Annotated in this window: 9 protein-coding genes; 5 read left to right on the forward strand and 4 right to left on the reverse strand. The window is 73.1% G+C overall.

Going from position 1 to position 19,278, the window contains the following annotated elements; translation table 11 throughout:
- The 3 genes from VGD70_RS04160 to VGD70_RS04170 all read left to right on the forward strand — a co-directional run.
- Positions 1-9,790: SDR family NAD(P)-dependent oxidoreductase (locus tag VGD70_RS04160; protein WP_414637887.1), on the forward strand; the 9,790-nt coding region annotated here is incomplete at its 5' end.
- An 8-nt stretch (positions 9,791-9,798) separates the two neighbouring features.
- The gene (locus VGD70_RS04165; protein ID WP_331078273.1) at positions 9,799-10,632 is read left to right on the forward strand and encodes an ABC transporter permease; all 834 of its coding nucleotides are present in this window, start codon (positions 9,799-9,801) and stop codon (positions 10,630-10,632) included.
- A 12-nt stretch (positions 10,633-10,644) separates the two neighbouring features.
- A complete protein-coding gene (locus VGD70_RS04170) occupies positions 10,645-11,610 on the forward strand; it encodes an ABC transporter ATP-binding protein (RefSeq protein ID WP_331078275.1) in 966 nt (321 codons plus the stop codon).
- Between the two features lie 74 nt (positions 11,611-11,684).
- Here VGD70_RS04170 and VGD70_RS04175 read toward each other — a convergent pair whose 3' ends face one another.
- The gene (locus VGD70_RS04175; RefSeq protein WP_331078277.1) at positions 11,685-12,872 is read right to left on the reverse strand and encodes a 3-deoxy-7-phosphoheptulonate synthase; all 1,188 of its coding nucleotides are present in this window, start codon (positions 12,870-12,872) and stop codon (positions 11,685-11,687) included.
- A gap of 10 nt (positions 12,873-12,882) precedes the next feature.
- A complete protein-coding gene (locus VGD70_RS04180) occupies positions 12,883-13,941 on the reverse strand; it encodes a ketoacyl-ACP synthase III family protein (protein ID WP_331078279.1) in 1,059 nt (352 codons plus the stop codon).
- A gap of 278 nt (positions 13,942-14,219) precedes the next feature.
- On the opposite strand from VGD70_RS04180, the gene VGD70_RS04185 reads away from it, so the two are divergent.
- Complete coding sequence (locus VGD70_RS04185; RefSeq protein ID WP_331078281.1) at positions 14,220-16,124, forward strand: AMP-binding protein; 1,905 nt, start codon at positions 14,220-14,222, stop codon at positions 16,122-16,124.
- Between the two features lie 97 nt (positions 16,125-16,221).
- On the opposite strand, the gene VGD70_RS04190 is transcribed toward VGD70_RS04185, so the two are convergent.
- Positions 16,222-17,766, reverse strand: a complete 1,545-nt coding sequence (locus tag VGD70_RS04190) for an ArnT family glycosyltransferase (protein WP_331078283.1) — start codon at positions 17,764-17,766, stop codon at positions 16,222-16,224.
- Between the two features lie 183 nt (positions 17,767-17,949).
- Between VGD70_RS04190 and VGD70_RS04195 the strand changes: the two genes are divergently transcribed.
- Positions 17,950-18,840 (forward strand): class I SAM-dependent methyltransferase, encoded by an 891-nt coding sequence (locus tag VGD70_RS04195; protein WP_331078285.1) that lies wholly within the window; start codon positions 17,950-17,952, stop codon positions 18,838-18,840.
- Between the two features lie 21 nt (positions 18,841-18,861).
- On the opposite strand, the gene VGD70_RS04200 is transcribed toward VGD70_RS04195, so the two are convergent.
- Positions 18,862-19,278, reverse strand: a 417-nt coding sequence (locus tag VGD70_RS04200; RefSeq protein ID WP_331078286.1) for a carboxymuconolactone decarboxylase family protein, incomplete at its 5' end; no start/stop codon positions are given.

Genomic DNA, 19,278 nt, shown 5'->3' on the forward strand with positions numbered 1-19,278 from the left:
GTCGCGGGTGGACTGGTCGGCCGGTGCGATCGAGCTGGCCACCGACGCGGTCCCGTGGCCGGAGGTGGATCGTCCGCGCCGCGCGGGCGTGTCGTCGTTCGGGGTGAGCGGGACGAACGCACACCTGGTGCTGGAGCAGGCGCCCGAGCCCAGTGACGAACCCGCCGAGCCCACCGAGCCCGCCGGGCCGGCGCCGATGACGGTGGTGCCGTGGATGGTGTCGGCGCGGGATCCCGAAGCGTTGCGGGCCCAGGCCGGGCGGCTGGCCGACCGGGTGACCGCCGGCGACCTGGACGTGGTGGACGTGGCGTACTCGTTGGCCACGACGCGGTCGGCCATGGAGCATCGTGCGGTGGTGCTGGCGGGGGACCGGGACGGGTTGTTGTCCGGGCTGGACGCGTTGGCGCGCCCCGACGAGGAACTCACGCCGGGGGTGGTGCGGGGCCGGCCGGTCGGTGGCGGCGGGACGGTTTTCGTGTTCCCTGGTCAGGGTGCGCAGTGGGCCGGGATGGGTGTGGAGTTGCTGGACTCGTCGCCGGTGTTCGCGCGGCGGTTGACCGAGTGCGCGGCGGCTGTGGAGTCCTATGTGGACTGGTCGCTGGTGGACGTGCTGCGGCAGGTGCCCGGTGCGCCGTCGCTGGACCGGGTGGACGTGGTTCAGCCGGTGTCGTGGGCGGTGATGGTGTCCCTGGCCGCCCTGTGGCAGGCGTCCGGGGTCGAACCCTCGGCGGTGGTCGGGCATTCCCAGGGCGAGATCGCGGCGGCGTGCGTGGCCGGGGCGTTGTCGCTGGCCGACGCCGCGCGGATCGTGGCACTGCGGTCCCGCGCGATCGCGGCCCGGCTGGCCGGAGCGGGCGGCATGATGTCGGTCGCGCTCACCGCGCAGGCCGCGAAGGAACGGTTGGCCGCCTTCGGTGCGCGGGTCTCCCTGGCCGCCGTCAACGGACCGGCCTCGGTGGTGGTCTCCGGCGAGCCCGAGGCACTGGAGGAACTGCTGGCCCGCTGCGAACAGGACGGGGTCTGGGCGAAGAGGATCCCCGTGGACTACGCCTCCCACTCGGCTCAGGTCGACCAGCTCCGGGACGAACTGCTCACGGTGCTCGCCCCGATCGCCCCGCGGCCGGCCGGCATCCCGCTCTACTCCACCGTCACCGGCGGCCTGCACGACACCACCACCATGGACGCCGGGTACTGGTGCGACAACCTGCGCCACACCGTCCACTTCGAACAGGCAAGCCGGGCGTTGCTCACGGCCGACCACCGGTCGTTCATCGAGATCAGCCCGCACCCCGTCCTCACCACCGGACTGCAGGACACCATCGACGACGCCGACACCGCAGCCGTCGTCACCCCCACCCTCCGCCGCGACGACGGCGGCCTGGACAGGTTCCTGGCTTCCCTCGCGCACGCCTGGGCGCACGGCGTTCCGGTCGACTGGACCGCACACACCACCGGCCGCACCGTCGACCTGCCCACCTACCCCTTCCAACACGAACGCCTCTGGCCCGACGCGGCACAGCCCACCGGCGACGTCTCCGCGGCGGGCCTGGGCGCGCCGGGCCACCCCCTCCTCGGCGCGGCGGTCGAACTGGCGACCGGTGACGGCGTGGTGGCCACCGCCCGCTGGTCAGTGCGCACGCAGCCCTGGCTGGCCGACCATGCCATGTCGGGCGCCCTCCTGGTGCCGGGCGCGGCGCTGGTGGAGGCCGTGATCAGGGTGGGCGACGAGGTGGGCTGCGGCGCCATCGCCGACCTCACCATGCACGCGCCCCTGGTCCTGCCCCGCCACGGCGACGCCCACGTCCAGATCGCGGTCGGCGGCCCGGAGGAATCGGGCCACCGGCCGGTGACCGTCCACGCGCGCCAGACAGGCGACGACGACGGTGGCGGCTGGACTCGGCTCGCGAGCGGCACACTGGCGCCACCCGTCGCCGCGACCCCCGCGACCCTCTCGCCGGCCGAGTGGCCCCCCGCCGGTGCGCGGCCGGTGGACGTGGCCGGCTTCTACGCCGCGCTGCGTGACCGCGGCTACGAGTTCGGGCCCGTGTTCCGGTGCGTCCGGGCGGCCTGGCTGCGGGACGGGGAAGTGTTCGCCGAGGTGGCCCTGCCGGACGAGGAGAGCGCCGCGGCGGCCCGGTTCGGCCTGCATCCGGCGCTGCTCGACGCGGCGCTGCAGGTCACGTCGCTGCGGGAAGGCATGGACCCCTCCCCGGAGGTGCCGTTCTCCTGGCAGGACGTCACCCTGCACGCGGCGGGCGCCGCCGCGCTGCGGGTCCGGCTGGTCACCGACGGGTCCGACACCGTGGCGATCGAGCTGACCGACCAGTCGGGCGGTCCGGTGGCGTCGATCGGGTCGGTGGCGCTGCGGCCCGTGACGGCCGGCATGATCCGGCCCGCTGCCCGGGACTGGCTGTTCCAAGTGGACTGGACCGAGGTGCCGACGACCGCGTCCGGCGATCCCGCCGCGTGGTGGGTCTCCGGTGACGGGCCCGGGCCGGCGGCCACCGCCCTGGTCGAGGCCGGTACCGACGAACGGCCGCTGCCCGACGCTCCGGTGTCCGGAGTGCACGTCGTGCCGGTCAGCGGTGCCTCCGTGGAGGAGGCCGTGTCCGACGTCCTGGTTCGGTTGCGGGCCGGACTCGCCGACGACCGGCTCGACGGCGTCCAGTTCGTCGTTCTCACCAACGCGGCGATGGCCGTGGACTCCGGCGAGGACGTGGCGGACCTGTCCGGTGCCGCCGTCTGGGGCCTGGTCCGCTCGGCCCAGTCCGAGCACCCGGGCCGGATCGTGCTGGCCGACGTCGACACGCACCCGGACTCCTGGCGTGCGCTGCCCGACGCCGTCCATTCCGGTGAGCCGCAACTGGCGCTGCGCCACGGAAAGACCTACGCGCCACGACTCGTACGCCTCTCCATGGACGACGACCTGGCCCTACCCGACGGACCCGAGCCCTGGCGGCTGGCCGTCAACAACAACACCGCGGACAACGACACCGCGGACAACGACACCGTCGGGACCGTCGCGGTGGTGCCGTATCCGGAGGCGGCGAAGCCGTTGGCCGACGGGCAGCTCCGCCTCGAGGTCCGCGCGGCCGCCGTCCCCGGTACCGGAATCGCCGGCGTGGTCGTCGAGACGGCCCCCGGGGTGACCGGGCTGTCCGCTGGGGACCGAGTGGCGGGACCGGTGCCGGACGCCATCGGCCCGGTGGCCGTCGCGGACGCCGGGCTGCTGGAGCGGATCCCGGCCGGCCGGTCCTACGCACAGGCCGCCGGAGCGCCGTCGCCGGTCCGCGCCTGGGACGTGCGGCACGCCCGGGAAGCGCTGCGGTCGGGCGGAAACGTCGTGCTCACCATGCCCCGGCGCTGGAACCCCGACGGCACTGTCCTGATCACCGGCGGCACCGGTGGGCTCGGCGGTCTGCTGGCCCGGCACCTGGTCGTCGAGCACGGCGTCCGGCACCTGCTGCTGGCCAGCCGCGGCGGACCGGACGCGCCGGGGGCCGGGCAGCTGCACGAGGAGCTGACCGCGCTCGGTGCCCGGGTGACCGTCACCGCCTGCGACGTCGGCGACCGCGACGCCCTGGCCGCGCTGATCGCGGCCGTGCCGCAACGCCACCCGCTGACCGCCGTGGTGCACTCGGCCGGCGCCCTCGACGACGGCCTGCTGGAGTCCCTCACCCCCGACCGGCTGCGCACGGTGCTGCGCCCGAAGGCGGACGCCGCCTGGCATCTGCACGAGCTGACCCGGGACCTGGATCTCGCGGACTTCGTCCTGTTCTCGGCGACGGCGGGCGTGATCGGCAGCCCCGGCCAGGCTGGATACGCCGCGGCCAACACCTTCCTGGACGGCTTGGCCCGGCACCGCCGGATGCGGGGCCTGCCCGCGGTCTCGCTCGCGTGGGGACTCTGGGCCCGGACCAGCGCCCTGACCGGTCACCTCGACGACGCCTACGTCGCCAGGGCACGGCGATCCGGCGTGCTCGCACTGTCCACCGAGGATGGACTGGCGCTGTTCGACGCCGCCCTCGCGGCGCGGGTGGACCGAGTCGTACCCGTCCGGCTGGACACCGCGCTGCTGCGCCATCGCGACCCCGGCGAGATCCCGCCACTGCTGCGGGCCCTGCACCGCGGACCCGCCCGTCGGGTGGTCGAGGCGGCCCGGGCCGGCGGCGCGCCGACGTTGCGGGACCGGCTCCCCGGCCTGCCCGCCGCCGAGCGCACGGCGCTGCTGCTCGATTTCATCTGCGTCAACGCCGCGGCCGTGCTCGGGCTGAACGGCGCGGGCCCGGTCGACCCCGACCGCGCCTTCCGCGAGCTGGGTTTCGACTCGCTCACCGCCGTCGACCTGCGCAACCGGCTGAACTCGGCCACCGGCCTGCGGCTGTCCGCCACGCTGGTCTTCGACCACCCGACCCCGGCGCACGTGGCGGCGCACCTCGCCGCCGAGCTGGCCGGGGAGACCGCCGAGCCGGCCGCGGTGTCCGTGGCGCCGTCCCTGGTCGACGAGCCGATCGCGATCGTCGGCATGGCGTGCCGGTTCCCCGGCGGGGTCCGGTCGCCGGAGGAGCTGTGGCGGCTGCTGGCCTCGGGAACCGACGCCGTGTCCGGGTTCCCCGCCGATCGCGGCTGGGACCTCGACGGCCTGTACGACCGGCTCCCGGCCGACCCTGGCGTCTCCCGCACCCGCGAGGGCGGGTTTCTGTACGACATGGCCGAGTTCGACGCCGGGTTCTTCGGGATCGGCCCGCACGAGGCCACGGCCATGGACCCCCAGCAGCGGCTGTTGCTGGAAACCGCGTGGGAGGCGTTCGAGCAGGCGGGGATCGACCCACAGTCCGTGCGCGGCAGCCGGACCGGCGTGTTCGCGGGCCTGTCGCAGAACGACTACGCGGTCCGGGCGGACGACAGCGCCGAGGAGTTCGCGCCCTACGTCATCAACGGGAACGCCACGAGCCTCGTGTCCGGGCGGGTGGCCTACACCCTGGGGCTGGAAGGCCCGGCGGTGACCGTGGACACCGCCTGCTCGTCATCGCTGGTGGCGCTGCACATGGCCGCCCAGTCGCTGCGGTCGGGGGAGTGCACGCTGGCTCTGGTCGGCGGGGTGACCACCATGGCGTCCCCGGTGCTGTTCGTGGACATGGCCCGGCAGCGCGGACTCGCGGGCGACGGGCGGTGCAAGCCGTTCTCCGCGGCGGCGGACGGGGCCGGGTTCTCGGAAGGTGCCGGCCTGCTGCTGGTCGAACGGCTGTCCGACGCCCGGCGGCACGGCCACCCCGTGCTCGCGGTCGTGCGCGGCGCCGCGGTCAACTCCGACGGCGCCTCCAACGGCCTGACGGCGCCGAACGGGCCGGCCCAGCAGCGGGTGATCCGCCAGGCGCTGGCCGTCTCCGGTCTGTCCACTTCGGACATAGACGCGGTCGAGGCGCACGGCACCGGCACCAGGCTGGGAGATCCCATCGAGGCCCAGGCGGTGCTCGCCACCTACGGCCAGGATCGGCCCGCGGAGAATCCGGTGTGGCTGGGCTCCGTCAAGTCCAACCTCGGCCACACCCAGGCCGCGGCCGGCGTCGCCGGGGTGATGAAGATGGTGCTGGCCATGCGACACGGGATGCTGCCTGCCAGCCTGCACCTCGACGCGCCCACCCCACACGTCGACTGGTCGGCCGGTGCGGTCCGGCTGCTCAGCGAGGCCACGCCCTGGCCGCGGACCGGACGTCCACGCCGTGCCTCGGTGTCCTCGTTCGGCATCAGCGGCACCAACGCCCACGTCGTCCTCGAGCAAGCACCGGACGACGACACCGACCCCGCGCCGGCTGAGGAGACCGGCCCGGCCGACGATCGGGTTCTGCCGTGGGTCCTTGCCGCGCGCTCCGAGCAGGGGCTGCGGGGGCAGGCCCGGGCACTGCTCGCGCACCTGGGCGAGCACCCCACCCAGCCGCCCCACGACACGGCCTTCTCCCTCGCCACCCAGCGATCGACGCTGGAACGGCGGGCGGTGATCGTCGGCACGGGGGAGGACCTGCTGGCCGGGCTCGCGGCACTGGCGGACGGCACGCCGGCGGCCGGGGTGGTCCAGGGCCGTTCCTCGGCACGCCGGGACCGCAAGGTCGTACTGGTCTTTCCCGGCCAGGGCACGCAGTGGCCCGGCATGGGCCGGCGACTCCTGCGGAACAGCCCCGCGTTCGCCGAGGGCATGGCCGAATGCGCGGCCGCGCTGGCGGACTACGTGGACTGGTCGCTGTTCGACGTGCTCGGCGGGAGTGCGGAGGCGCCACCGCTGGACCGGGTGGACGTCGTCCAGCCGACGTTGTTCGCCATGATGGTCTCGCTGGCACGCATGTGGTCCGCCCGCGGCCTGGTGCCCGCCGCGGTGCTCGGCCACTCCCAGGGCGAGATCGCGGCCGCGTGTGTGGCGGGCGCCCTCTCACTGCACGACGGAGCCCGGATCGTGGCGCTGCGCAGCCGGTTGATCCGGGAACGGCTGGCGGGCAAGGGCGCGATGCTGTCGGTGATGGCGTCCGAGTCCGACGTCGCCGCCTTGCTGTCCGATGTGGAGGATCAGGTCTCGATCGGTGCGGTGAACGGCCCGGGAACCGTCACGGTGTCGGGCGATCCGGACGCCCTGGCCGTCCTGGAACGCCGGCTGTCCGCGGCCCGGATCATGCGGCTGTGGGTGCCCGGCGTGGACTTCGCCGCCCACTCGGCGCACGTCGATCAGCTGGAGGACGAGCTGGCGATGCTGCTCGCCGGGATCACCCCGGCCGAGAGCCGGATCCCGTTCTTCTCCACCGTGACCGGCGACTGGATCGCCACGGCCGACCTGGACGCGGACTACTGGTACCGGAACCTCCGCCAGCCGGTTCGGTTCGAGGAGTCGACGCGCGCCCTGCTGGCACAGCGCTACGACACCTTCCTCGAGTGCAGCCCGCACCCGGTGCTGACCATGGGCATCGAGGACACCATCGCGGACGCCCGCGCCGACGCCGTGGTCCTCACCACCCTGCGCGCAGGAGAGGACGGGCCGGAGCGGGTGCTCACGTCGCTGGCCGAGGCCCACGTCCACGGCCTGCCCGTCGACTGGAGCGACGACGTGGCCGGCGGCCGGCCCGCGCCGCTGCCCACCTATGCCTTCCAACGCCGGCGGTACTGGCTGGAGCCGGCCTCGGAGCAGGCCCGCCCGGCTGGACTGCACACCACGCTGCGCCTGGCGGGCGACGGCGGTGCCGTGCTGACCGGTGCCCTCGGAGTGCGCACGCAGCCGTGGCTGGCCGAGCACACCGTGCGGGGCTCCGTGGCCGTCCCGGCCACCGTGCTGCTCGACTGGGCGCTGCGCGCGGGTGAGGAGACCGGCTGCCCGGTCGTCACCGACCTCACCCAGGAAGTGCCGCTGATCCTGCCGGACACGGCGACCGCGGAGATCCAGGTGTCGGTCGGCGCGGCGGACGACGACGGCGATCGCGGCGCACGCCCGGTGACCATCCACTCCCGCACCGACTCCGGCGCGCCGTGGACCCGCAACGCCACCGGAACCCTTGGTGTGTCAGGCACCCCGGGCGGTGCGGTGCCTTGGCCGCCTGCCGACGCCGACCTCGTCGATCTCGACGAGCTGCGCGAGACCCTCCTCGACGGCGGGTACGACCCCGGGCCCGAGTTCCGCACGGTCCAGGCCATGTGGCGCCGCGGTGGCGAGTCGTTCGCCGAGGTGGCCGTGCCGGACGGCGCCGGGTTCCTCGTGCATCCCGCGTTGTTGCAGGAAGTTCTCGCGCTGGCCACTGTCCTCGACGAGCCCGGACTACCGTCGGCCTGGCGCGACGTCTCGGTGTCCGCCACGGGCGCCACCCGGCTGCGCGTCCGGCTCACCACGGCCGGGGACGACACGTCGGGCACCAGGTCGGTGACCGCCGTGGACGACGCGGGCATCCCGGTGCTGACGATCGGCGCGGTGACCTCGACACCCGTGTCCGCCACGGCACCCACCCGGCCGAACGCGTTGTTCCGGGTCGACTGGACCGACCTCGCCGGCGTCACCGACGAGGCACCCGCGGCCTGGACGGCGCCGGGCCTGCCATCGGTCGACGTGCTGCCCACCCCGGTGCCCGGCCTGGTCGTCCTCCATCTGGACGAACAGCACCGCGAGGACCGCCGGTCGGCCGCCGCCGCACACGAGTCGGTCCGCGAGACCCTGGTGTTCCTGCGGGGCTGGCTGTCCGACGACCGCTTCGCCGACTCGCTCCTCGTCCTGGTGACTCGCGGCGCCGTCGGGCCGGGCAAGCTCGACGCGCCGGCCGACGCCGCGGTCTGGGGGATGGTGGGCTCCGCGCAGTCCGAGCATCCCGGTCGGATCGTGCTCGCCGACCTCGACGGCGCCGAGTCGTCCGAGGCGGTGCTCACGGCCGCGGCGCTGAGCGCCTCGGTCGCCGGCGAGCCACGGCTGGCCATCCGCGACGGGAAGGTCACCGTGCCCCGGCTGGTCCGCGCGGAGGTCCATGACACCCGGCAGTGGACCGGCACGGGCACCGTGCTAGTGACCGGCGGCACGGGGACTCTCGGCACCCTGGTCGCCCGCCACCTCGTGACCCGGCACGGCGCCGGCCGGCTGATGCTGATGAGCCGGCGGGGCCCGGACGCACCGGGCGCGGCCGCGCTCCGCGACGAGCTGGCCGGCCTGGGTGCGGAAGTGTCCATTGTGGCCTGCGACGCCGCCGACCGGGACGCGCTGGCCGCCGCGCTGGCCGCGATTCCCGCCGAGCACCCGCTGACCGCGGTGGTGCACGCGGCGGGCACGCTGGACGACGCGTTGGTGGCGAGCCTGTCGGACACGCGGTTGGCAGAAGTGCTGCGGCCCAAGGTCGACGCGGCGTGGAACCTGCACGAGCTGACCCGGCACCTGGACCTCTCGGCCTTCGTGCTGTTCTCCTCCTACGCCGGGCTCGCCGGTGCGATCGGGCAGGCCAACTACGGCGCGGCGAACGGCTACCTGGATGCCCTGGCCCACTACCGGCACGCGAGCGGACTGCCCGCGGTCTCCCTGGCCTGGGGGCTCTGGGCGGAGCGCAGCGAGCTGACCGGCGGCCTGGACTCGACCGACCTGGCCCGCTTCGCCAGGGACGGGCTGGCTCCCATGCCGACCGAGCAGGCGCTCGACCTGCTGGACTCGGCATCCTCCGCCGGCCACCCACTACTCGTCCCGGCCCGGCTGGACCTGCGTGCACGCGAGGTTCCGCCGCTGCTACGCGGGCTCGTCCGGGCGCCGCTGCGGCAGGTGGCCAACGGTGCCAGGTCGTGGGGTGACCGGCTGACCGGGCTGCGTACGGCCGAGCAGGAAACGGTCCTGCTGGACCTGATCAGTACCCACCTGGCCATCCTGCTCGGTCACCAGTCGGCCTCGGCGGTCGATGTGGAGCGAGGTTTCCTGGACCAAGGGATGACCTCGCTCACGGGCGTGGAGCTGCGCAACCGGCTGAGCGCCGAGACGGGGCTGCGGCTGCCCGTGACGTTGATCTTCGACTACCCGAGTCCCGTCGTACTCGCCCGGCACCTGCGCACGCGGCTCGACCCGGCCGGGCCGGGGGAGTCCCTGCCACCCGGGTTCGCCGAGCTGGAGCTGCTCGAAGCCGCGGTCGCCGAGTCCACAGTGGACCCGGAAACGCGTGGACGTCTCGCGGAACGTCTGAAGGCGCTGCAGTGGAAGCTGGACGTCACGCGGCCGTCCGGGGACGAGATCGATCTGACCGGCGGCACCGACGACGACCTCTTCGCGGCCATCGACAAGACACTGGGCCGGACCTGATGACCACCATGACGAGGACGGTCCTCGGGGAACCTCGCACCGCGAGCGCCCGGCTGTGGTCGTGCCTGCGCGACACCGCCACGGTCACCAGGATGTACTCGCTGCGCGCCAGGCACGAGCTCGACACCGTCGCCGTCAGCGTCATCATGCCGGTGTTCTTCATCGTGCTGTTCACCTACGTCTTCGGCAGCTCGATCGCCGTGCCGGACGGTGACTACAAGTCGTACCTGCTGTCAGGCATGCTCGCCCAGGGCGCCCTCTTCTCGACGAGCACGGTGGCGCTCGCGGTGGCGGCCGACCAGCGCGAGGGCATCATGGACCGGTTGCGGACGATGCCCGTCGCCCGCACCGCCGTGCTGCTCGGCAGGATGGCATCCACCCTGGTGGTCGGGCTCCCCGGCTTCGCGGTGACGGTCGGCTGCGCGTTCGCCGTGGGGCTGCGCACGACGAGCGGTCTCGGCGACATCGTCCTGGCGTTCCTCCTGATCCTGTCCTTCTACCTCGCCATGTGCTGGGCCGGTGTGCTCATCGGCCTCGTCACCAGCAGCCCGGCCGCGGCGAACGGGTTGACCATGGGACCGATGTTGCTGCTCGCGTTCATCTCCAACGTCACCGTCGACACGGCCACCATGCCGGCGGTGCTGCGGACGGTGGCCGAGTGGAACCCCCTCTCCGCCGTGGTGACCGCGGTCCGGGAGCTGCTCCGCACCACCGGCGGCACCGTCGTCCCCGACGTCGTGACGCTGCGGCATCCGATCGTCACCACGGTCGTGATGACCGTGCTGCTGTTCGCCGTGCTGGTGCCGTTGTCCGTACGCCGCTTCTCGAGCGCGACGCGCTGAGCCGGAGACACGATGACCGATTTCGCCATCCAGGCCGACGGTCTGGCCAAAGCGTTCGACGGGCACCAGGCGCTGCGCGACGTGAGCCTGCGCGTGCCGGCGGGCAGCATCGTCTGCATGCTCGGCCGCAACGGCGCGGGCAAGACCACCACGGTCCGCATCCTCACCACCCTGATCCGGCCGGATTCCGGCCGCGCGGTGGTGGCGGGCTTCGACACGGCCCGCGAGCCGGAGCGGGTGCGCGCGCGGATCGGCGTCGCCGCGCAGGGCGCGAGCCTGGACCAGCTGCTCACCGGGCGGCAGAACCTGCAACTCCTCGGCCGGCTCTACCAGCTGCGTGCCGCGTGGTCCCGCACGCGGGCCGAGCAACTGCTCGACCAGTTCGGCCTGACCGATGCGGCCGACCGGCTGGTCAGGACCTACTCCGGCGGCATGCGCCGCCGCCTCGACCTCGCGGTCAGCCTGCTGCCCGAGCCGCAGGTGCTCTTCCTGGACGAGCCGTCCACCGGCCTCGACCCGGTGAGCCGGACCTCGACGTGGCAGACCGTCCGTGACTGCGCCGCCCGCGGCACCTCGGTCCTGCTCACCACGCAGGACATGGAGGAGGCCAGCCAGCTCGCGGACACGATCGTCGTCCTGGCGGGCGGCGGCATCGTGGCGACCGGCACCCCCGCCGAGCTCACCGCGGCGACCGGGCAGGCACGCATCCGGGTCACCCTCCCGGAGGCCCGGCCGGACCAGCAGGGCGCGGTCATGGCCGCGCTGGGGCCGGAAGCGAAGGCCACCGGCCGGGTGGTCACCGCACCCGCGCCGAACGGGCTCGCCAGCCTCGCCGAGGTCGTCGGCCGGCTGACCGCCTACGACGTCGAGGTGCACGACGTCGCCATGGAACACCCGTCCCTCAACGAGGTGTGGGCCTCGCTGACCGCGGGCCCGGACGAGCAGCCGTCCGACAAGCCGGAGCTGCTGACAGCCTGACCGGCCTGACCGCACGAACGACGTGACTCCGGCACCATCGGTGCAGGGGTCACGTCGTGGTGGGTCCTTCGTGGTCAGTGCGGGTCGGCCCAGGAGTCGATCACCGAGACGGCCTGGTGCGGGTTCAGCCGCGGGTCGCACAGGCTGGCGTAGCGGTCGGCCACGGTGGCGAGCTCGGACTCGTCGAGGACGCACTCCGTGGTGTCGTCCGGCGCCAGCTCCACGTGCAGCCCGCCCGCCACGCCGCCCTCGTCGGTGACCGCGCGGCGGAAACCGCGGATCTCCTTGGTGATCGTGGTCAGCAGCCGCGTCTTCGTGCCGTCCGCGGTGGTGATGGTGTTGCCGTGCATGGGATCGCAGAGCCAGATCACCGGGTGACCGGCCGCGCGGACACGGCGCACCAGCGCCGGCAGCCGCTCGGCCACCGCGTCGGCGCCCATCCTGGCGATCAGCGTGAGCCGGCCGGGCTCGCGCTGCGGGTCCAGGCGCTGGCACAGGGTCGTGATCTCGTCCTGGGTCATGCTCGGCCCGACCTTGCAGCCGACCGGGTTGACGACGTCGGCCAGCAACGCGACGTGCGCGCCGTCCGGCTGCCGGGTCCGCTCACCGATCCACGGGAAGTGGGTGGAGGCCAGCCAGCGCGGCCCGCCGCCGTCGCTGCGGAGCATCGGCATCTCGTAGTCCAGCAGCAGTGCCTCGTGGCTCGTCCACACCGCCGGATCGCCGAGGTCCAGGCCCGGCCGCGCGGTCAGCCCGCGCCAGCCGAGCGTGGCCATCATCCGGCTCGCCGCCAGGTAACCGGTGAGGATCCGCCGCGGATCCGGGCACCGGCTGCGCGGGTCGGCCGTCGGGCCGTTGACCATGTGTCCCCGGTACACCGGGAGGTCGAGCCCGTCGACCCGTTCGACCGGCCGGGACCGGGGCTTGGCGAACTGCCCGGCGATCCGGCCGATCCGCAGCACCGGCCGCCCGCCGATCGCGCCGAGCGTCTCGGCGCACCGGTCGATGACCGCCGCCTTCCGCAGGACCTGGTCGGCCGCGCAGTCGGCGGGATCCTCGGCGCAGTCGCCCGCCTGCATCACGAGCGCCTCGCCCGTGGCGATCCTGGCGAGCAGGGCGCGCAGCGTGCACACGTCCTCGACGCTCACCAGCGGCGGCTGGGTGGTGAGGAACCGGCGGATGCGCATGGCCTCCGCGGTGTCGGTCCACTCGGGCTGTTGGTGGGCCTGCGTGGGCAGCATCTCCGTGTCGACGTATCCCATGGCCGGCCCGTCAGTCCGTGAGCGAGCGGCTCCACGACGGAACGTCGGCGATCCGCACGACCGCTGCCTTGTAGGTCACGCCGGGCGACATGCCGGCGAGCAGGACGTGGTCACCGGGGCTGAGCTGGCCCGTGGTGAGCAGGTGGTGCAGCGAGATCATGTGGTCGCTCGCCCCGACGTGCCCGATGGTGCTGCCGAACTCCCAGGTCGACTGCTCCAGCGGGAACCCGAGCACGCCCAGGTAGGCCTCGGCGTCGCCCTTGGCGACGTTGTGGATGATCACCCGCTTGATGTCGGCCGCGGTGACGTCGGCCTCGGCCAGCGCCTTGTTGAGGCAGTCCTTGCTCCGCTGCTCATGAGCGACGAGCATCTCCGCCCCGATGTCGGCGTTGACGATCTGCTTCCCGAACGCCGCGTGGCGCGTCTTGTAGTCCAGCACCCGGCCCTCGGTGATGCCCGGCGGGAACAGCGGCTCGCCGGCCCGGTCCGCGATCTCCAGGTTGGAGTAGCTGGCCGTGCAGATCGACAGCAGCTGCGCGAAGCCGCTGTCCTTCGTCAGCACCACCGCACTGGCGCCGTCACCCATGACGCCGTTCTGGGCCCCGGCGTCCCACCGCTGGAACAGCGGTGTCCCGAAGTTGTCGCTCGCGGTGACGAGCGCGGCCCTGCGGTCGGGCTCGGCGCGCAGAATGCCGACAGCCAGCTCGATCCCGCTGAAGGTGCCGTTGCAGCCGTGCTTGACCTCGACCGCGAGCAAGTCGTCGCCGACCAGGAAATGCTGCAGGTAGTACTGGGGGCCCCAGCCTTCGGGACCCTGGTGCCAGACACTCGTGTACAGCAGGGCGGCCAGCTCGTCCGGGCTGACGCCGCCGTTCTTCAGAGCGTCCCGCGCGGCGCTCAGCGCCATCTCGGGCGGCGACATCTCACCCGCCACCATCGCCCCCTTGACGCCCCGCGCCTCCACCTCGTTGGCCGGGAGCAGGCCCTTGGCGACGGCCGAGCCGGCACTCTGGATCTCCTCCGGCAGGTATACCCCTATCCCGCTGAGGTAGAGGTCTCGCACGCGCATGGAAGGGCTCCTTGCCGTCAGGTGATCGGTCTGGCGCTCGGTGCGCGGCCATCGCATTCGTCCGGCCGGCGCGGGCGGCTGTCTCACCGTCACGCTAGGTGGCGACGGTCCGGCAAACCCCTAGTGTTGTGACCCGCGTGCCGGGCAAGCGAGGGATTTCCCGGTACCGCACGGCATAGCGTCGCCTCGGCAGTCCGCCCTAGCGCGATGCCGGCGAGGGCCGGGCATCTCCGGATCTGGAGGGGTTTGTTGTGCCGGTTCGTGGTGAGGATTTCCTGGTGGCGTTGTCGGTCGATCCGGAGGGTGTGCGTCGCGGCCTGACGTTGCCCTCGGTGTTCGCGGCCGCGGTGGAGTGCTCGCCCGCTGCGGTCGCGCTGACCGACGCGGACGGGTCGTCGACGTGGTCGGAGTGGGCCGCCGACGTCGACGCCGTGGCGCGCGGTCTGCAGGAGCTGGGTATCGGCACCGGTGACGTGGTGGCGGTGCAGCTGGCGAACTGTGGCGCGTTCGAGACGGTGCACCTCGCGGTGTCGCTGGTGGGCGCGGTCCTGATGCCGGTGCACGCCGGCTACGGCAGCGCCGAGGTGCTGGCGCTGCTGGGCCGGGTGCACCCGGCCGCGGTCGTGCTGCCGCCCGAGTCCCAGGCCGACGGGGGAGCGCTGCGCGGCACGACGCTGAAGTCGACGGTGCCGTCGTTGCGGGCCGTGCTGATCGCCGGTGCACCCGACGGCGCCGCCGGGTCCGCCGGCGACCTGGTGTGGCTCGACGAGCTGCGGTCCCGGTGGGCGGGTGCGCGACCGTCCCCTGTGGACGTCCAGCCGGACCAGCCGTTCGTGCTGCTGCCGTCGTCGGGCACGACCTCGGCGCGGCCGAAGATCTGCGTGCACAGCCACGACGGGCTGCTGTCCAACACCGCCACGCTCGCGGTGGACGCCGGCGGCGACGCGCTCGGCACCGGGGTGGTCCTGGTGGCCGGCGCGCTCACCCACCTGTTCGGCCTGCAGGCGATGTACTCGGCCCTGTTGACCTCCTCGCCGCAGGCACTGCCCGGCGCGTGGGACGTGGACCGCTGCTTCGCCATGGCCGCCGAGGTCGACCCGGTGGTCGTCTACGCCGTCCCGACCCAGCTCTACGACATGGTCGGCAAGGTCCGCGGCGGCGGCCGGCCGGAGGGTTTCGCGCCCCGCGAGGTGCGCACGGCGGGCGCGGTGCTCACCGAGGCGCTCGCCACCGAGGTGCACGACGTGCTGGGCGCCTCGGTCGTGGTCGTGTGGGGGATGTCGGAGATCGGCTACGGCACGCACACCCACGCCGACGACCCGCTCGAGGTGGTGGCCGGCACCGTCGGGCGCCCGGCGCGTGGTTCCCGGGTCCGGGTCGTGGACGCCGACGGGCAACCCTGCCCGGCCGGCGTCACCGGTGAGCTGGAGTACCAGGGGCCGGGGATGTTCCGCGGCTACCTGAACGAGCCGGAGCTGACCGTCGCCGCGATCACCGCCGACGGCTGGCTGCACACCGGCGACATGGCCGCACTGACCGAGGACGGCGTGGTGATCTTCCACGGCCGCTCGTCGGAGCTGATCAACGTCGGTGGCCAGAAGTTCAACGCCACCGAGATCCAGTCCCTGCTCGCCGGGCTGCCCGGCCTCGACCCCGTCGCCGTGGTGGCCAAGGCCGACTCCCGGCTCGGCGAGTACCCGTGCCTGGTCGTGACCAAGGCCGCCGCCGACGCGGCCGATCTCCCCGCCGTGACCGGCTTCCTGCGCGAGCGCGGGGTGGCCGAGTACAAGATGCCGCTGGAGGTCGTGGTGGTCGACGAGCTGCCGCGCACACCGGCGGGCAAGCTCGACCGGCGCGCCCTGGAGGCGTCCCTGCACGAGGAACCCCGCGCCGACGACGCGGGCTGGCAGTCCTCGACCAGCTACGACGACGCGCTCACCCTCGTCCGCGAGTGCGCGGGCACCATCCTGGGCCGCGACGCCGATCGCATCACCCCCGACGGCCCGTTCCGCACCCAGGGCGTCAACTCGCTGCTGGCGATCCGGCTCGCGAACCTCCTCGCCGAGACGACAGGCCTGCCGCTGCCCGCGAGCATCGCCTTCGACTTCCCCACCCCGACCGCGATCGCGCAACTGCTGTCCGACCGGCGGGCGACCGCGTCGATGGCCGAGTCCAGCGCCTGACCCACGAGCACACCCCGAGCGGGGCACGTCGATGGCGTGCCCCGCTCAGTGCTGTAACCAGGATCTTCTGGAGACAGCGAACGGTGCTACGGGTCGGTCAGGGCACCCGGAGGCCGGGCCACAGCTGCGACCACGGCTCGGTCTGTCCACGAAGGACCCAGATGGACAGGTGCTGGAAGCTGTTGTCGACGTTCTGGTCGTTGTCCGTCCGGCCCACCCGCTCGGCGCTGCTGAACGCGTCACGCAGCTGGTCGGACGGCTCGCCGACGAACACCATGACGTCGGCGCTGTCCGGCGGCGTCGCGAAGTACCACATGCCGAGGTAGGGGCTGTAGGCCGTCGGCAGGCCGTAGCCGTCGCCGTAGCGGTCGACCGCGCTCGCCGGCTCGTAGGTCTCGGTGACCACCACCGCCCGCGCCCGCTCGCCGTCCGGCAGCTCGTTGTAGACCTTGGCGATGTCGGCCACCAGCTCCGGCCAGCCGACCGTCGCCTGCACGTCGAAGCGCCAGCTTCTGTCCGCGTCCGACACCGACTCCAGCGGCTGCAACGGCATGAACAGCACCATCAGGGGGACCACCGCGAACACGGCCGCGGGCCCCAGCACCCACGGGACCCACTTGGCCCGGAAGCGGTCGAGGCCGACCGCGCCTGCCGCCCACAGCACCGGGAACAGGGCCGCCACGTAGTAGCTGCTCCAGTCGAGTGCGATGAACAGCGCCGTCAGCAGGACGAACGTCACGAGGAAGAACCGGAGGTCGGGGTTCTTGGCCAGCCGCCAGACGCCGTAGCCCAGCAGCACCAAGCCGGCGAACCCACAGAAGACCGCGAGGCCGATGACGAACCCGGTCGGACCGGCGCCGAACATCTTGTCCTTGGCCGCTTCCTTCAGGACGTCGCCCATGTGCAGCTGCGGCCAGCCGTGCGTCGCCTGCCAGATCAGCATCGGCACGGCGGTGAGCAGGGCGATCCCGCCGCCGATCCACAGCTTCCGCCGGGTCAGCAGCGCCCTCGGCCCGCAGATCAGCAGCCCGACGAGCAGCGCGGCGATGACGATGACGATCATCATCTTCGCCTGCAACCCGACCACCGCGACCAGACCGACGACGAGCAGCACCCGGTCGTCGCGGGTGCGCACCCAGCGCACGAGTAGCCAGGTGATGGTCGCGGTCAGCACGACGTCCACAGTGGAGGTCAGCAGGTAGCGGCCGAACAGCGTCATGAACGGCGAGGCGACGAACGCCGTCGCCGCGACCAGCTGGGCGCGGCGCGCGCCACCCAGCTCCCTGGCGAGCAGCGCGGTGACCACGACGCCGCCGACCGTGCACACCACGGCGGGGAAGCGCAGTGCCGCGAGCGAGCCGGGGAACAGCCGGTCCATCAGACCGGCGAGCAGCGGCAGCAGCGGCGGCTGGTCCGGGAAGCTCCAGTCGAGGTGGTAGCCGGCGACGCGGAAGTACAGCTCGTCGCCGAAGTAGCCGTACCGGGTGATGGTGGCGAACAGGAGAACGGCGAAGCCCCCGGCGATCGCCAGCACCGGCCAGCGGGCGAACGGCGCGAGCGCACGGGGGGAGCCGGCCTGATCGGACTGGGAGACGGCGTCCGTCTCCTCCTCCGCGCGGGGCGGTTGGGTCATCGGACGCATGCGGCGCTCCGTGGTCGGGTCTGGCCGGCGCACGTCACCACCGGCGGTCGTCCGTGCAGTAGAGCGCGCGGGAAACCGGAAAAGGCCTAGATCCGGCCGACCGTCTAGGGGAATTGCGAGTCGTCGCGCCCATACCGTCAGCCCAGCAGCTTGTGGCCGTCTGCGGGACAAGGAGTGCCGGGCATGTTGAGCAGCGTGAAGAAGATCGGCCGTACGGTGCGCGCCGTGACCACCCGAAACCCTGACCAGCGGATCAGTCGGCTCTACGAGCTGCCCGATCCTCGCCACCAGTTCGCCGACCGCGCCACCCGCTACATCAACATCGGGTACTGGGCCGACGATTCGACGACCGTCGACCAGGCGGGCGAGGCCGTCGCCGCGATGCTCGCCGACGCCGCGCGATTCGAGGTAGGGCAGGACATCCTCGACCTCGGCTGCGGCTACGGCGACCAGGACTTCCTGTGGCTCGAGGAGAAGAACCCGCGTCAGATCCACGCGATCGACGTGACGCCGCGCCAGATCGAGGGCGCACAGCGGCGCGCGGCCGAGGAGGGGGTCACCGACCGGCTGCACTTCCACGTCGGCACCGCGACGAAGCTGCCGTTCGACGACTGGAGCTTCGACCGGGTCGTCGCCCTGGACGCCGCGCTGCACTTCCACACCCGCGCCGACTTCTTCCGCGAGGCATACCGGGTCCTGCGCCCGGGTGGCGTGCTCGGCACGGTCGACACGATCCCGCTCGACCCGAGCACCCCGCGCAAGGGCTTCCGCACCCCGCGGTTCAGCCTCTACCGGTTCGCCGTGCCGGACGAGAACTGGTACGACCGCGCGGGCTACGCCGCGCGCCTCGCCGAGGCGGGCTTCGTCGACGGCACGGTGACCTCCATCCGCGAGCACACCTGGGAGCCGTGGTATCGCTACTGGAGCGGCATCGCGCAGGACCCGTCCGCGCACCCCGACCTCCCGCCGGAGGTGCTGGAGACGGTGTCGAAGGAATGGCGCGACACCGACCAGATCAAGGGTGAGCTGGACCTGCTCGACTACGTCGTCGCGATCGCGACCAAGCCGGCGTAGCCCGCCGCGTCCTGAACGGTGTCACGGCGCCGGTTCGCCGTCGGTCGTCACGTCGAACGTGTTGAGGAAGGTGGCGACGAGCTGGTAGAAGCCGACCGTGAACACGAGGTCGCCGAGCTGGTTCACGGTAAGGTGGACGAGCGCGTCGTCCCGTTCGGACCCGCCGAGCGTGTGACGCGTGAGCAGGCGGTCGGTGGCGACGAGGACCGCCGCCTCCCCGGCCGGTAACCCGTCAACGGAACCCGTTGCGGCAGCCGCGATCGACGCGTCGGCGAGCCCAGCGCTGCGGGCGATCCGCTCGTGGTGGTGCGTCTGGTAGCCCGCGCCGTGGACGTGCCCGACCCGGAGGATCGCGAGCTCCCGCCACGCCGGTGGCAGGGAGTTCGCCTGGAGTATCGCATCGCCGAACGTCAACAGGCCGGGCGCCAGGTTGGGGGA

It is taken from the genome of Actinophytocola sp. (genome assembly GCF_036402745.1).
In the GTDB taxonomy this organism is placed as follows: domain Bacteria; phylum Actinomycetota; class Actinomycetes; order Mycobacteriales; family Pseudonocardiaceae; genus Actinophytocola.